This window comes from Enterobacter cloacae complex sp. P17RS, from assembly GCF_014895885.1.
In the GTDB taxonomy this organism is placed as follows: domain Bacteria; phylum Pseudomonadota; class Gammaproteobacteria; order Enterobacterales; family Enterobacteriaceae; genus Enterobacter; species Enterobacter bugandensis.
The window spans coordinates 199,455-213,850 of sequence record NZ_JADBQK010000009.1; the positions used below are offsets into that span (position 1 = coordinate 199,455).

Annotated in this window: 13 protein-coding genes; 11 read left to right on the forward strand and 2 right to left on the reverse strand. The window is 62.0% G+C overall.

Going from position 1 to position 14,396, the window contains the following annotated elements:
• The first annotated feature begins 48 nt into the window (after positions 1-48).
• The 8 genes from IM265_RS09595 to hycI are packed head-to-tail and all read left to right on the forward strand — an operon-like array spanning position 49 to position 7,292.
• Complete coding sequence (locus tag IM265_RS09595) at positions 49-657, forward strand: 4Fe-4S dicluster domain-containing protein (RefSeq protein ID WP_150144984.1); 609 nt, start codon at positions 49-51, stop codon at positions 655-657.
• Positions 654-2,468 carry a formate hydrogenlyase subunit 3 gene (gene hycC, locus IM265_RS09600; RefSeq protein ID WP_193031105.1) on the forward strand — a complete coding sequence of 605 codons (1,815 nt, stop codon included), beginning with the start codon at positions 654-656 and terminating at the stop codon, positions 2,466-2,468. Before IM265_RS09595 ends, hycC begins: the two co-directional genes overlap by 4 nt.
• A 1-nt stretch (position 2,469) precedes the next feature.
• The gene (locus tag IM265_RS09605) at positions 2,470-3,393 is read left to right on the forward strand and encodes a respiratory chain complex I subunit 1 family protein (protein WP_193031107.1); all 924 of its coding nucleotides are present in this window, start codon (positions 2,470-2,472) and stop codon (positions 3,391-3,393) included.
• Between the two features lie 15 nt (positions 3,394-3,408).
• Positions 3,409-5,118, forward strand: a complete 1,710-nt coding sequence (gene hycE / locus IM265_RS09610; protein ID WP_041908476.1) for a formate hydrogenlyase subunit HycE — start codon at positions 3,409-3,411, stop codon at positions 5,116-5,118.
• 9 nt (positions 5,119-5,127) lie between these two features.
• Positions 5,128-5,670, forward strand: coding sequence for a formate hydrogenlyase complex iron-sulfur subunit (locus IM265_RS09615; protein ID WP_041908477.1), 543 nt, complete (start codon positions 5,128-5,130; stop codon positions 5,668-5,670).
• Positions 5,670-6,437 (forward strand): NADH-quinone oxidoreductase subunit B family protein, encoded by a 768-nt coding sequence (locus tag IM265_RS09620; protein WP_028014210.1) that lies wholly within the window; start codon positions 5,670-5,672, stop codon positions 6,435-6,437. The genes IM265_RS09615 and IM265_RS09620 overlap by 1 nt, the downstream gene beginning before the upstream one ends.
• Positions 6,434-6,844, forward strand: coding sequence for a formate hydrogenlyase maturation HycH family protein (locus tag IM265_RS09625; RefSeq protein WP_059358065.1), 411 nt, complete (start codon positions 6,434-6,436; stop codon positions 6,842-6,844). Before IM265_RS09620 ends, IM265_RS09625 begins: the two co-directional genes overlap by 4 nt.
• On the forward strand, positions 6,837-7,292 hold the full coding sequence (hycI, locus tag IM265_RS09630) for a hydrogenase maturation peptidase HycI (RefSeq protein ID WP_047367502.1): 456 nt from the start codon (positions 6,837-6,839) through the stop codon (positions 7,290-7,292). Before IM265_RS09625 ends, hycI begins: the two co-directional genes overlap by 8 nt.
• A gap of 79 nt (positions 7,293-7,371) precedes the next feature.
• Here hycI and IM265_RS09635 read toward each other — a convergent pair whose 3' ends face one another.
• Both IM265_RS09635 and ascF read right to left on the reverse strand, forming a co-directional pair.
• Positions 7,372-8,796, reverse strand: coding sequence for a 6-phospho-beta-glucosidase (locus IM265_RS09635; protein WP_045261255.1), 1,425 nt, complete (start codon positions 8,794-8,796; stop codon positions 7,372-7,374).
• An 18-nt stretch (positions 8,797-8,814) separates the two neighbouring features.
• Positions 8,815-10,266 carry a PTS cellobiose/arbutin/salicin transporter subunit IIBC gene (ascF, locus tag IM265_RS09640; protein WP_045261256.1) on the reverse strand — a complete coding sequence of 484 codons (1,452 nt, stop codon included), beginning with the start codon at positions 10,264-10,266 and terminating at the stop codon, positions 8,815-8,817.
• A 213-nt stretch (positions 10,267-10,479) separates the two neighbouring features.
• On the opposite strand from ascF, the gene IM265_RS09645 reads away from it, so the two are divergent.
• The 3 genes from IM265_RS09645 (at position 10,480) to hypF (ending at position 14,395) form a co-directional block, all read left to right on the forward strand.
• Positions 10,480-11,493, forward strand: coding sequence for a LacI family DNA-binding transcriptional regulator (locus IM265_RS09645; protein ID WP_032644912.1), 1,014 nt, complete (start codon positions 10,480-10,482; stop codon positions 11,491-11,493).
• A 133-nt stretch (positions 11,494-11,626) separates the two neighbouring features.
• On the forward strand, positions 11,627-12,172 hold the full coding sequence (hydN, locus tag IM265_RS09650; RefSeq protein WP_008499565.1) for an electron transport protein HydN: 546 nt from the start codon (positions 11,627-11,629) through the stop codon (positions 12,170-12,172).
• Positions 12,173-12,178: 6 nt separating this feature from the next.
• Positions 12,179-14,395, forward strand: coding sequence for a carbamoyltransferase HypF (hypF, locus tag IM265_RS09655; protein ID WP_126326384.1), 2,217 nt, complete (start codon positions 12,179-12,181; stop codon positions 14,393-14,395).
• The last annotated feature ends 1 nt before the right edge of the window (position 14,396 follow it).

Here is a 14,396-nt window from a genome sequence, read left to right on the forward strand (position 1 = left end):
GAGACAGTTTTTCGTCGTCAAAAATGACCATCACCAGAGGATTGCCCGGTGAACCGTTTTGTAATTGCTGACTCGACGGTCTGTATTGGCTGTCGGACCTGTGAGGCGGCGTGTTCGGAAACGCACCGCCTGCACGGGCTGCAGTCCATGCCGCGCCTGCGCGTCATGCGTAATGAGAAAGAGTCTGCCCCGCAGCTCTGCCACCACTGTGAAGATGCCCCTTGCGCGGGCGTCTGTCCCGTCAATGCCATCACCCGCGTCGATGGCGCGGTCCAGCTGAACGAAAGCCTGTGCGTGAGCTGCAAGCTGTGCGGCATCGCCTGCCCGTTCGGTGCCATTGAATTCTCCGGCAGCCGCCCGCTGCATATCCCGGCGAACGCCAATACCCCGAAAGCGCCGCCTGCGCCACCGGCTCCGGCACGCGTGAGCACGCTGCTGGACTGGGTGCCCGGCATCCGCGCTATTGCGGTGAAGTGCGACCTGTGCAGCTTTGACGAACAGGGCCCGGCCTGCGTGCGGACCTGCCCGACCAAAGCGCTGATCCTGGTTAACATCCGCGATATCGCCCGCACCAGCAGGCGCAAACGCGAGCTGACCATTAATACCGACGTCGGCGATCTTTCGCTTCTGCAGGTGCTAAACGAGGGGGCGAAATGAACGTGATATTTATGATTAACAGCGCCGTGGCGTACTTTGCCGCTGCCGCCGCGCTGGCGCTGGTGTTCTCTTTCCATAAAACCCTGAGCGGCTGGATAGCCGGTATCGGCGGGGCAGTCGGCAGCCTGATGACGCTGGCGGCGGGCGGTGTCGTCCTGCTCGGCGGACAATCTGTGGAAACACTCATGCCGCTGATTCGCCATACCGTGGCGATTACGCCGCTGAACGCCATCTGGCTGGTGACCTTTGGCCTGTGCGGGCTGTTTATCAGCCTGTTCAATATTGACTGGCACCGCCATCAGCAGACCAAAGCCAACGGCCTGCTGGTCAATCTGCTGATGGCCGCCGCGGTCTGCACGGTTATCGCCAGCAACCTCGGCGCGCTGGTGGTGATGGCGGAGATCATGGCGCTGTGTGGCGTGTTCCTGACCGGCTGCAGCGCCTCCGGCAAGCTATGGTTTGCGCTCGGACGCCTCGGCACGCTGCTGCTGGCGCTGGCCTGCTGGCTGGTGTGGCAGCGTTTCGGCACCCTGGATTTTGCCGCGCTTAACGGCCAGCCGCTGGGGAACGACGTCTGGCTGCTGGGCACAGTCGGCTTTGGCCTGCTGGCCGGGATTATCCCGCTGCACGGTTGGGTCCCGCAGGCGCACGCGAATGCCTCTGCGCCCGCCGCCGCGCTGTTTTCGACGGTGGTAATGAAGGTCGGTTTGTTCGGTATCCTGACGATTACCCTGACGGGCGGTCAGCCGCCGCTGTGGTGGGGGGTAGCGCTGCTGATTGCGGGGATGATCACCGCCTTTGTCGGCGGCCTGTACGCCCTGATGGAGCACAACATCCAGCGTCTGCTGGCCTATCACACCCTGGAAAACATCGGCATCATCCTGCTCGGCATGGGCGCGGGCGTCACCGGGCTGGCGCTCAACCAGCCGGCGCTAATTGCCGCCGGGTTTGTCGGCGGTCTGTATCACCTCGTCAACCATAGCCTGTTTAAAACCACTCTGTTCCTCGGTGCGGGCAGCGTCTGGTTCCGCACCGGCCATCGCGATATCGAAAAGCTCGGTGGGATTGGCAAAAAGATGCCGATGATTTCACTCGCCATGCTGGTGGGGCTGATGGCGATGGCCGCGCTGCCGCCGCTGAACGGCTTTGCCGGGGAGTGGGTGATCTATCAGTCCTTCTTCGCGCTCGGCCAGAGCGACGCGTTTATCGCGCGGCTGCTCGGCCCGCTGCTGGCGGTGGGCCTGGCGATTACCGGGGCGCTGGCGGTGATGTGCATGGCGAAAGTCTATGGCGTCACCTTCCTGGGCGCGCCGCGTACCCGTGAAGCGGAAAACGCCTGCTGCGCCCCGGTACTGATGGCCACCAGCGTGGTCGCGCTGGCGCTGTGCTGCATTGCGGGCGGGGTTGCCGCGCCGTGGCTGCTGCCGCTGCTGGGCCACGCCGTTCCGCTGCCGCTGGCGACGGCGCATACCGTTGTCTCCCAACCGATGATGGCGCTGCTGCTGATCGCCGGGCCGCTCCTGCCGTTCGTGCTAATGCTGTTCTTCAGACGCGACCGTCTCGCCTCCCGCTCTCGCGGCGCGGCGTGGGCCTGCGGTTATGAACACGAGCCGTCAATGGTTATCACCGCCCACGGTTTTGCCATGCCGGTGAAGGAGAACTTCGCCGCCGTGTTAAAGCTGCGCCAGTGGCTTAACCCGCAGGGCTGGGTGCCGGGCTGGCAGAGTGCTGCCGTGCCCGTGCTGTTCCGCCGACTGGCGCTGATCGAGCTGGCGGTGCTGGTGGTGATTGTGATTTCACGAGGAGCCTGACATGAGTCTTTTACTGGCAATTCTTCAGGCGCTGGTGCTGTTCGCCGTCGCGCCGCTGCTGTCGGGCATCACGCGCGTGGCGCGCGCCCGAATGCACAACCGTCGCGGGCCTGGCGTGCTCCAGGAGTACCGCGATCTCTTCAAACTGCTCTCTCGCCAGAGCGTCGCGCCGGATGCCGCGGGCTGGGTGTTCCGCCTGACGCCGTTCGTGATGGTCGGCGTGATGCTCACCATCGCCACCGCGCTGCCGGTGGTCACGGTAAGCTCGCCGCTGCCGGTGCTCGGCGATCTGATTACGCTCATCTACCTCTTCGCCATCGCGCGCTTCTTCTTTGCGATTGCGGGCCTGGACACCGGCAGCCCGTTTACCGGCATCGGCGCCAGCCGCGAGGCGATGCTCGGCGTGCTGGTGGAGCCGATCCTGCTGCTGGGGCTGTGGGTAGCCGCGCAGGTTGCAGGTTCGACCCATATCAGTTTTATCACCGACACCGTTTACCACTGGCCGGTGGCCCGCTCCATCCCGCTCGTGCTGGCACTCTGCGCCTGCGCGTTCGCCACGTTTATTGAGATGGGCAAGCTGCCGTTCGATCTCGCGGAAGCGGAGCAGGAGCTGCAGGAGGGGCCGCTCACCGAGTACAGCGGCTACGGCTTCGCGGTGCTGAAGTGGGGCATCAGCCTTAAGCAATTGGTGGTGTTGCAGATGTTTGTGGGCGTTTTCTTCCCGTGGGGGCAGATGACGCACTTCTCTGTGGGCGGCCTGCTGCTGGCCGTGGTGGTGGCCGCCCTCAAGCTGCTGGTCGGCGTGCTGGTCATCGCCCTGTTTGAGAACAGCATGGCGCGTCTGCGTTTTGCGGCAACCTCGCGCATCACCTGGGTCGGTTTTGGTTTTGCATTTTTAGCGTTCGTCTCCTTGCTGGTGGCGTGATTAAAGAGAGTGTTTATGTCTGAAGAAAAGAAAGGTCAGCAGTATCTCGCCGCGTTGCATCAGGCTTTCCCCGGCGTGGTGCTGGAGGAGTCCTGGCAAACCAAAGATCAGATCACCATTACCGTGAAGGTGAACTACCTGCCGGAAGTGGTGGAGTTTCTCTATTACCAGCAGGGCGGCTGGCTGTCGGTGCTGTTCGGTAACGACGAGCGTCAGCTGTGCGGTAACTACGCGGTGTACTACGTGATGTCGATGGAGCAGGGCGAGAAGTGCTGGCTCACCGTGCGCGTCGAAGTCGACCCGAATAAGCCGGAATACCCGTCCGTGACGCCGCGCGTTCCTGCCGCCGTCTGGGGTGAGCGCGAGGTGCGCGACATGTACGGCCTGGTGCCGGTCGGCCTGCCGGACGAGCGTCGTCTGGTGCTGCCGGATGACTGGCCGGATGAACTCTATCCGCTGCGCAAGGACAGCATGGATTACCGCCAGCGTCCGGCCCCGACCACCGACAGCGAAACCTACGAGTTCATCAACGAGCTGGGCAGCAAGAAGAACAACGTGGTGCCGATCGGCCCGCTGCACGTCACCTCCGACGAACCGGGCCACTTCCGCCTGTTCGTCGACGGCGAAAACATCATCGACGCCGACTACCGCCTGTTCTACGTCCACCGCGGCATGGAGAAGCTGGCGGAAACCCGCATGGGCTACAACGAGGTCACGTTCCTCTCTGACCGCGTGTGCGGCATCTGCGGCTTCGCCCACAGCACCGCCTACACCACCTCGGTGGAAAACGGCATGGGGATCGTGGTGCCGGAGCGCGCGCAGATGATCCGCGCCATTCTGCTGGAGGTGGAGCGCCTGCACTCGCACCTGCTGAACCTCGGCCTGGCGTGTCACTTCGTCGGCTTTGACTCCGGGTTTATGCAGTTCTTCCGCGTGCGCGAAGCGTCGATGAAGATGGCGGAAATTCTCACCGGGGCGCGTAAAACTTACGGCCTGAACCTGATCGGCGGGATCCGCCGCGACCTGCTGAAAGACGACATGATCAAGACCCGCCAGCTGGCGCAGCAGATGCGCCGGGACGTGCAGGAGCTGGTGGACATGCTGCTCAGCACGCCAAACATCGAGCAGCGCACCGTCGGGATTGGTCGCCTCGATCCGGAAATTGCCCGCGACTTCAGCAATGTCGGCCCGATGGTGCGCGCCAGCGGCCACGCCCGTGACACCCGCGCCGATCACCCGTTCGTCGGCTACGGCCTGCTGCCGATGACCGTGCACAGCGAACAGGGCTGCGATGTTATTTCTCGCCTCAAGGTGCGTATCAACGAGGTCTACACCGCCCTGAATATGATTGACTTTGGCCTCGATAACCTGCCGGGCGGTCCGCTGATGGTGGAGGGCTTCACCTACATTCCAAACCGCTTTGCTCTCGGCTTTGCCGAAGCGCCGCGAGGGGATGATATCCACTGGAGCATGACCGGCGACAATCAGAAGCTCTACCGCTGGCGCTGTCGCGCGGCGACCTACGCCAACTGGCCTACCCTGCGCTATATGCTGCGCGGTAACACGGTCTCTGACGCGCCGCTGATCATCGGCAGCCTCGATCCGTGCTACTCCTGCACCGACCGCATGACGGTGGTGGACGTGCGCAAGAAGAAAAGCCAGGTAGTGCCGTACAAAGAGCTTGAGCGCTACAGCATTGAGCGCAAGAACTCGCCGCTGAAATAAGGACACGCCATGTTTACCTTTATCAAAAAAGTGATCAAAACCGGCGCGCAGACCAGCAGCTATCCGCTGGAGCCGATCCCGGTGGATAAAAACTTTCGCGGCAAGCCGGAGCACAACCCGCAGCAGTGCATCGGCTGCGCGGCCTGCGTCAACGCCTGCCCGTCGAACGCCTTAACGGTGGAAACGGATCTTAAAACCGGCGAGCTGGCCTGGCAGTTTAACCTCGGGCGCTGCATCTTCTGCGGCCGCTGCGAGGAGGTCTGCCCGACGGTCGCCATTCGACTTTCCCAGGAGTACGAGCTGGCGGTGTGGAAAAAAGAGGATTTTCTCCAGCAGTCGCGCTTCGCGCTGTGCAATTGCCGCGTCTGCAAGCGTCCGTTCGCCGTGCAAAAAGAGATCGACTACGCCATCGCGCTGCTGCAGCACAACGGCGACGCCCGCGCGGAGCATCACCGCGAAAGCTTCGAAACCTGCCCGGAGTGCAAACGTCAGAAGTGCCTGTTGCCGTCCGACCGCATTGATATTACCCGCCATATGAGAGAGGCCAGCTGATGGAAAACTTACTCGGCCCGCGCGACGATAACGGCATTCCGGTGCCGCTGACGGTGGAGGAGTCCATCGCCAGCATGAAGGCGTCGCTACTGAAAAAAATCAAACGCTCGGCCTACGTCTACCGCGTGGACTGCGGCGGCTGCAACGGCTGTGAGATCGAGATCTTCGCCACCCTGTCGCCGCTGTTTGACGCCGAGCGCTTCGGCATCAAAGTGGTACCGTCCCCGCGTCATGCGGACATTCTGCTGTTTACCGGGGCGGTGACCCGCGCTATGCGATCGCCCGCGCTGCGCGCCTGGCAGTCCGCGCCGGATCCGAAAATCTGCATCTCCTACGGCGCCTGCGGCAACAGCGGCGGCATCTTCCACGATCTTTACTGCGTCTGGGGCGGCACCGACAAAATCGTGCCGGTGGATGTCTATATTCCGGGCTGCCCGCCGACGCCCGCCGCCACGCTGTACGGCTTTGCGATGGCGCTCGGCCTGCTGGAGCAGAAGATCCACGCCCGCGCACCTGGCGAGATCGACAACCAGCCCGCGGCCATTCTGCATCCGGACATGGTGCAGCCGCTGCGCGTGAAGGTGGACCGCACGGCGCGCAGGCTGGCGGGCTATCGCTACGGTCGCCAGATTGCCGACGATTACCTGCGCCTGCTGAGCCAGGGCGACCATCAGGTGGCGCGCTGGCTGGAGGCGGAAAACGATCCGCGTCTCAATGAGATCGTGGCAAACCTGAACAGCATTGTGGATGAGGCGCGTATCCGATGAGTGAAACGGTGGTGTTCAGCCAGCTGAGCCGTAAGTTTATTGATGAGAACGATGCCACGCCGGATGCGGCGCAGCAGGTGGTCTATTACAGCCTGGCGATTGGGCACCACCTCGGGGTGATCGACTGTCTGGAGGCGGCGCTCAGCTGCCCGTGGACGGAATACCTGGCGTGGATCGCCACGCTGGAGGAGGGCAGCACCGCGCGGCGCAAGATGGAGGGCGTACCGAAGTACGGCGAGATCGTTATCGACGCCAACCATATCACGATGCTCGCCAACGCCTTTGACGCGGCGCTCGGCAGGCAAACCCCGGCGCAGCAGGCGTGGAGCAAAACGCTGCTCGGCATGCTGCACGATATTCATCAGGAGAGCGCCATCTACCTGATGGTGAGGAGATTACGTGACTGACGTTTTACTGTGTGTCGGCAACAGCATGATGGGCGACGACGGCGCGGGCCCGCTTCTGGCAGAAATGTGCGCCGCGAACCCGCAGGGCGATTGGGTGGTAATCGACGGCGGTAGCGCGCCGGAAAACGATGTGGTCGCCATTCGCGAGCTGCACCCGGAAAGGCTGCTAATCGTCGATGCCACCGATATGGGGCTCAACCCGGGCGAAATCCGCCTGATTGATCCGGACGACATCGCCGAGATGTTTATGATGACCACCCACAATATGCCGCTGAACTACCTGGTCGATCAGATTAAAGACGACGTGGGCGAGGTGTTGTTTTTAGGAATTCAGCCGGACATTGTCGGGTTTTATTACCCGATGACGCCGCCGGTGAAGGCGGCGGTGGAGGAGGTGTATTCGCGGCTGGCGGGGTGGGTTGGGGACGGAGGGTTTTCTCCGCTCTGAGCAGTGCCGGGTGGCGGCTACGCCTTACCGGGCCTACAAAACCGTAGGCCCGGTAAGCGCAGCGCCACCGGGCAACTGGCTACGCCAGATCCGCCCCGTTACTCGCAATCACCTTCTTATACCACCAGAACGACTTCTTGCGCTTGCGGTCCAGCGTGCCGTTGCCGGCGTCGTCGCGGTCAACGTACACAAACCCGTAGCGCTTGCTCATCTCCCCCGTTGAGGCCGACACCAGGTCGATGCAGCCCCAGGTGGTGTAGCCCATCAGCGGCACGCCGTCCTCAATCGCATCGCCCATCGCGCGGATATGCTCGCGCAGGTAGCTGATGCGGTAGTCGTCGTTGATCTCGCCATTTTCATCTATGACGTCCTTCGCGCCGAGGCCGTTTTCCACCAGGAACAGCGGCTTCTGGTAGCGGTCGTACATCATGTTCATGGTGATACGCAGGCCGAGCGGATCGATGCCCCAGCCCCACTCGCTTACCTGAATATGCGGGTTACGCAGGGACTTCACGATGTTTGCCGCGCTGGTGTTGCCCGCGTTCATGTCCGCCGACGCGCAGCGCGAGGCGTAATAGCTGAACGAGACAAAATCGACGGTGTTTTTCAGCAGTTCGTCATCGCCTGGGTCTTTCACAATCACAACGCCTTTTTCGCGGAACACGCGGGCGGAGTAGGCCGGATAGCTGCCGCGCGCCTGCACGTCGATAAAGAACAGGTTCTCGCGGTCTTTCTCCAGCGCCATCCACACGTCTTCCGGTTTGCAGGAGTACGGGTAGAAATTTCCGCCCGCCAGCATGCAGCCGACCTGGTTTTCCGGGTTCACCTCGTGAGCGATTTTGGTCGCCAGCGCGCTCGCCACCAGCTCGTGGTGCGCGGCCTGGTATTTCACCTGATCCTCGTTTTCACCTTCCTCAAACACCAGCCCCGCGCCGGAGAACGGGCTGTGCAGCATGATGTTGATTTCGTTGAAGGTCAGCCAGTATTTCACCAGCCCGTTAAATTCCTCGAAGCAGGTGCGGGCGTAGCGGGCGAAGAAATCGACCATCTTACGGTTGCGCCAGGAGCCGTACTCCGTCACCAGGTGCATCGGCACGTCGAAGTGGCAAAGTGTTACCAGCGGCTCAATGTTGTACTTTTTACACTCTTCAAACACCGCCCGGTAGAAGGCGATGCCCTCTTTATTCGGCAGCGGCTCGTCGCCGTTCGGGTAGAGGCGGCTCCAGGCAATCGAGGTGCGGAACACCGTAAAGCCCATCTCCGCCATCAGGGCGATGTCTTCTTTATAGCGATGGTAAAAATCAATCGCCTCGTGGCTCGGGTAAAACTCATCGTCACGCAGCGAAAAACGCTTTTCCTTACCCAGCTTCACCGCCAGGCGGTTCGCGCCGTGGGGGATCATATCGACCGTCGTCAGTCCTTTGCCGCCTTCACGGTAAGCACCTTCACTCTGGTTGGCGGCAAGCGCGCCGCCCCATAAAAATCCTTGTGGAAAAACAGACATTCTTACCTCGCTTTCAATTTATGCTTTTGCTGCGTTGTTCTGTACCGGTGCGGTCTGCAGGGCGCGCGCTTTTTCAGCCTCGTCTTCGACCGGGATATCCTCAAACCCTAACAGCAGGGTCAGAACAAATGACAGCACCACCGCCAGCCCCATTACGCCAAACACCCAGACGATGGTCATCGGGTTGGCCGGGTCGAAGAACTGCACGCTGGTAAACAGCCCCGGCGCCGCCATCGAGTGGCTGGCAAGGCCTGCCATACCCGCCACCGCGCCGCAGATAAAGCCGCTGATCAGGCTCGCAATCAGCGGACGCTTCAGGCGTACCGCTACGCCGTACAGGGCCGGTTCAGAGATCCCCGCCATGATGGCGGAGGCCGCCGCGGCCAGCGCCGTCTGGCGCAGTTCCGGGTTTTTCGTTTTCCATGCCACCGCCAGCGACGAGCCGCCGAGCGACAGGTTGGCGCCGATTTCTGACGGCATCACCATTCCTTCTTTGCCCGTTTCGGCAATGGTCTGAATGATGGTCGGCGTAAACACGCGGTGCATCCCGGTCATCACCAGTAGCGGCCACAGCGCGCCCATGATGGCGACGGAGAGCCAGCCCAGGTAGCCGTGAATGGTGTAAACCAGCGCGGAGATGGCGCTACCGATCCAGATCCCCAGCGGGCCAATCAGCACGATGGCGAGCGGGGCGGCAATCAGCACGATCAGCATCGGCTTGAGGAAGTTTTTGGTCACCGCCGGGGTGATGCGATCCACCCAGCGTTCGATATACGACAGGCACCAGGTCATGACCAGCGCCGGGATGACGGTATAGGTGTATTTCACCGCCGTCACCGGAATAAAGGCGAACTCAACGTGCTCGCCCTGCGCGGCTTTCGCCATCAGCTCGATAAAGCTCGGGTGCACCAGCACGCCCGCGATGGCAATCGCCAGCGACATGTTGGTTTTAAACTTCACCGCCGCCGAGGCCGCCACCATCAGCGGCAGGAAGAAGAACGCCCCGTCGCCAATGACCGTCAAAATGGTGAGCGTCGGCGCGCCTTTTTCCAGTACGCCAGTCATTTCGAGGATCATCGCCAGCAGCTTGACCATCGAACCGCCGATGATCGCCGGGATCAGCGGCGACATGGTGCCGATCAGCGCGTCGAGGATCCCGGCGCCAATGCGGCGTAACGTCAGCTTCTGCGGGCCTTCCGGTACCACGGGCTGCAGGTCAACGGGCAGCAGGCTCACTACTTCGCGGTACGCCTGTGAAACCGTGTTGCCAATAATCACCTGGCACTGGTTGTCATTACGCACTACGCCAAGCACGCCGCTGATGCTTTTCAGGCGCGCAACGTCGGTAAGATTTTCGTCTTTCAGAACGAAACGCAGGCGCGTCATGCAGTGGGTGACGGCGACGATATTCTCTTTGCCGCCCAGCGCGCTGATAACGTCGTTTGCCAGCGCAGCGTAGTTTTTGGCCATCGGATCTGTTCCTGTTATCGTTGTGTGAAATGTAGGAAACCGGTTCCACATAATCATCATGAGTTTCTTTTGTTGAAACAAGACCGCTTTTTGGACATTTTTTCTTTTCGTGATGAAGATCGCAGTGGGGTGTAGAAAGCGTGACGTCGTCGCTGCGACAATTTTTTCGCGGTGCAGTACACTGCCCGCATGAGTTTCGGATGGAAGAACAATATGACCACGATGCTGGAAGTGGCGAAGCGGGCAGGCGTGTCGAAAGCGACGGTTTCCCGGGTGTTATCGGGCAACGGCTACGTTAGCCAGGAGACCAAAGACCGGGTTTTTCAGGCCATCGAAGAGAGCGGCTATCGCCCAAACTTGCTGGCGCGAAACCTGGCGACCAAACGCACCCAGACGCTTGGGCTGGTAGTGACCAACACCCTGTATCACGGCGTCTACTTTAGCGAGCTGCTGTTTAACGCCGCGCGGATGACGGAAGAAAAAGGGCGGCAGCTGATCCTCGCCGACGGCAAGCACAGCGCCGAAGAAGAGCGCGAGGCGATCCAGTATCTTCTGGATATGCGCTGCGATGCGGTAATTATCTACCCGCGTTTCCTGAGCGTGGAAGAGCTGGACGAGCTCGTCGAGAAATGCGAGCAGCCGATTATGGTGCTTAACCGCCGCCTGCGGAAAAACAGCAGCCACAGCGTCTGGTCCGATCATAAAGCCTCGTGTCAGGACGCGGTGTCGCAGCTGATTGCGAAAGGGCACCGGGAGATTGCCTTTATCACCGGTTCGCTGGATTCCCCCACCGGGGTTGAGCGTCTTTCCGGTTACAGGGATGCGCTGGCGCAGCACGGTATTGCAGCGCGTGACGCGCTTATCGCCGAAGGGAAGTGGAACCCGGCCAGCGGCGCGGCGGCGGTCACTCAACTCCTCTCCCGCGGCGAACCGTTTACCGCGCTGGTGGCGAGCAACGACGATATGGCGATCGGCGCCATCAAGCAGCTGCACGACAGCGGCGTCGCCACGCCGGACGCGGTGTCCGTTATCGGCTTTGACGACGTGGCGATTGCGCCCTACATCGTGCCGTCGCTCTCCAGCGTGCGTATTCCGGTGACGGCGATGATCCAGGAGATCGTCAGTCGCCTGATTTTCATGCTCGACGGCGGAGAGTTCAAATATCAGCAAACCTTTTCTGGCGAGCTTGTCCTGCGCGACTCCGTTACCGATGGCCCGCACCGCTGACGTCGACATCTGTCATCGTCACTAATGACGATGACAGAAACGCTGCGTTTTTATTATGATTAAAAATCAGTAACTTAAATATTGGCACGGTTTATGAATAGCTTCGCGCATAACAGTTATGCCGGAGAAGCAGATGAACCGTTTTATTATGGCCGATGCCAGCAAGTGCATTGGTTGCCGTACCTGTGAAGTGGCGTGCGTGGTTTCCCACCAGGCGGAGCAGGATTGCGCCTCTCTCACTCCCGATACCTTCCTGCCGCGCATTCACGTCATTAAAGGTGTGAATATTTCCACCGCCGCCATCTGTCGCCAGTGCGAAGATGCGCCGTGCGCGAACGTCTGCCCGAACGGGGCGATTAAGCGCGAGAAGGGCTTTGTGCACGTGATGCAGGAGCGCTGCATCGGCTGCAAAACCTGCGTGGTGGCGTGTCCGTATGGCGCGATGGAGGTGGTTGTCCGCCCGGTGGTGCGCAACAGCGGCATGGGGCTGAGCGTGCGGGCAGAGAAAGCCGAAGCCAATAAATGCGATCTTTGCTATCACCGCGAAGCCGGCCCGGCCTGTATGGAGGCCTGCCCGACGCACGCGCTGGTCTGCGTGGATCGTGACAAGCTTGAGCAGATGAGCGCAGAAAAACGCCGTCGCGCGGCGTTCGACACCTCGTCATCGCTGCTGTTTTAAGCTGCGATGAGCGTTAACGGCGTACTGCTTCGGGTGCGCGGCAAAGTGCAGGGCGTGGGGTTTCGGCCCTTCGTCTGGCAGCTGGCGCACCGGCTGAAGCTTGTGGGCGATGTCTGCAACGACGGAGAGGGTGTCCTGGTGCGTCTCGCGGGTAATGGGGGGGACTTTACCGCGAGGCTGCATCAGGACTGCCCACCGCTGGCGCGCATCGATCGCGTTGAAACGCAGCCGTTCACCTGGGCGGACATGCCTGAGGACTTTACCATCCGCCACAGCGATCGCGGGGCGATGGATACGCAAATCGTGCCGGATGCCGCCACCTGCCCGGCGTGTCTGGCTGAAATGCGCGATCCCCGCGAGCGCCGCTATCGTTACCCGTTTATCAACTGCACCCACTGCGGGCCGCGGTTTACCATTATCCGCGCCATGCCGTACGACCGTCCGGCCACGTCGATGGCCACATTCCCGCTCTGCGCGCCGTGCGAAACCGAGTACCGCAACCCGGCCGACCGCCGCTTCCACGCCCAGCCGGTGGCCTGCCCGGACTGCGGGCCGCAGCTGGAATGGCGAGCCGGAGACACTATTGCCACTCGCGAATCGGCCTTAAATGCGGCGGTGAAGAGGCTGAAAAACGGCGGGATCGTGGCGGTTAAAGGGCTGGGGGGATTTCATCTGGTCTGCGACGCGCTTAACCCGCAGGCAGTGGCGACGCTGCGGGCACGCAAGCAGCGCCCGACGAAGCCGCTGGCGGTGATGCTACCGGATGCGGACGATCTGCCGGAGACGATACAGACGCTGTTACGCTCGCCCGCGGCACCGATCGTGCTGACGCCGAAAGCTTCGCTTCCCGCGTTTCCCGAGGAAATTGCCCCAGGGCTCGACTGCGTAGGCGTGATGCTGCCCGCGAACCCGCTCCAGCATCTTTTGCTGATGGACTGCCGGCGCCCGCTGGTGATGACCTCCGGCAACCTCAGTGGCAGGCCGCCTGCCGTCACCAACGCGCAGGCGCTGGAGGAGCTCGGCGGCATCGCGGACGGCTTCCTGCTGCACAACCGCGACATCCTGCAGCGCATGGATGATTCGGTGATGGATCGGGATGGCGCTATCCTGCGTCGTGCCCGGGGTTTTGTGCCCGATGCCGTCACGTTGCCCGCGGGTTTTGAGAATATCCCCGCCATGCTGTGTACCGGTGCAGAGATGAAAAACACCTTCTGCCTGGTGCGCGGCAACCAGGCGGTGCTGAGCCAGCACTTTGGCGATCTGAGCGACGAGGGCGTAGAGGCGCAGTGGCGCAGCGCGCTCTCGACGATGCAGGACATCTACGCTTTCCAGCCTGATAAGCTGGTGTGCGATGCCCATCCGGGGTATCGCGCGCGCCGGTGGGCGCAGGAGCAGGCGCTGCCCGTCGAAACCGTGCTGCATCATCACGCTCACGCGGCGGCGTGCCTGGCGGAGAACGGCTGGCCGCTCGGCGGCGGAGACGCTATCGCTCTGACGCTGGACGGGATCGGCATGGGCGAGAACGGCGCGCTGTGGGGAGGAGAGTGCCTGCGGGTGAACTATCTCGACTGCGAACGGCTCGGCGGCCTGCCTGCCGTGGCGCTGCCGGGCGGCGATCTGGCGGCAAAGCAGCCGTGGCGTAATCTGCTCGCCCACTGCCTGGCGTTTGTCCCGGACTGGCAACGCTACCCGGAAACGCGAGCGGTTCAGCGCCACAGCTGGCCGCTGCTGGCAACGGCGATCCAGCGTGGCATCAACGCGCCGCAGGCGTCGTCCTGCGGTCGTTTGTTTGACGCGGTCGCCTGCGCGCTGGGCATTGACGCGCAGCGCTACGAAGGCGAGGCAGCGTGCAGGCTGGAGGCGCTGGCATCGCAGTGCGCGGGCGTTGACCATCCGGTGATTCTGAAAGCGAATAACCTTGCGCTGTTCTGGCAGCAGTGGCTGAACTGGCAGGCGGAGCCCTGCGAGCGCGCGTGGGCGTTTCACGACGCGCTGGCAAAAGGGCTGGCTCAGCTCGCCGCGCGCCATGCCCGACGCTTATCGATTTCGACAATCTGCTTCAGCGGCGGCGTGTTGCACAACCGCCTGCTGCGCGCTCGCCTGCGTCATCATCTCTCTGACTTTACGCTTCTTTTTCCTTCGCGCCTGCCCGCAGGTGACGGAGCGATCTCCTTCGGGCAGGCGGTGGTTGCCGCTGCCCGGTCATGTTCAAAAAGGATTTAAA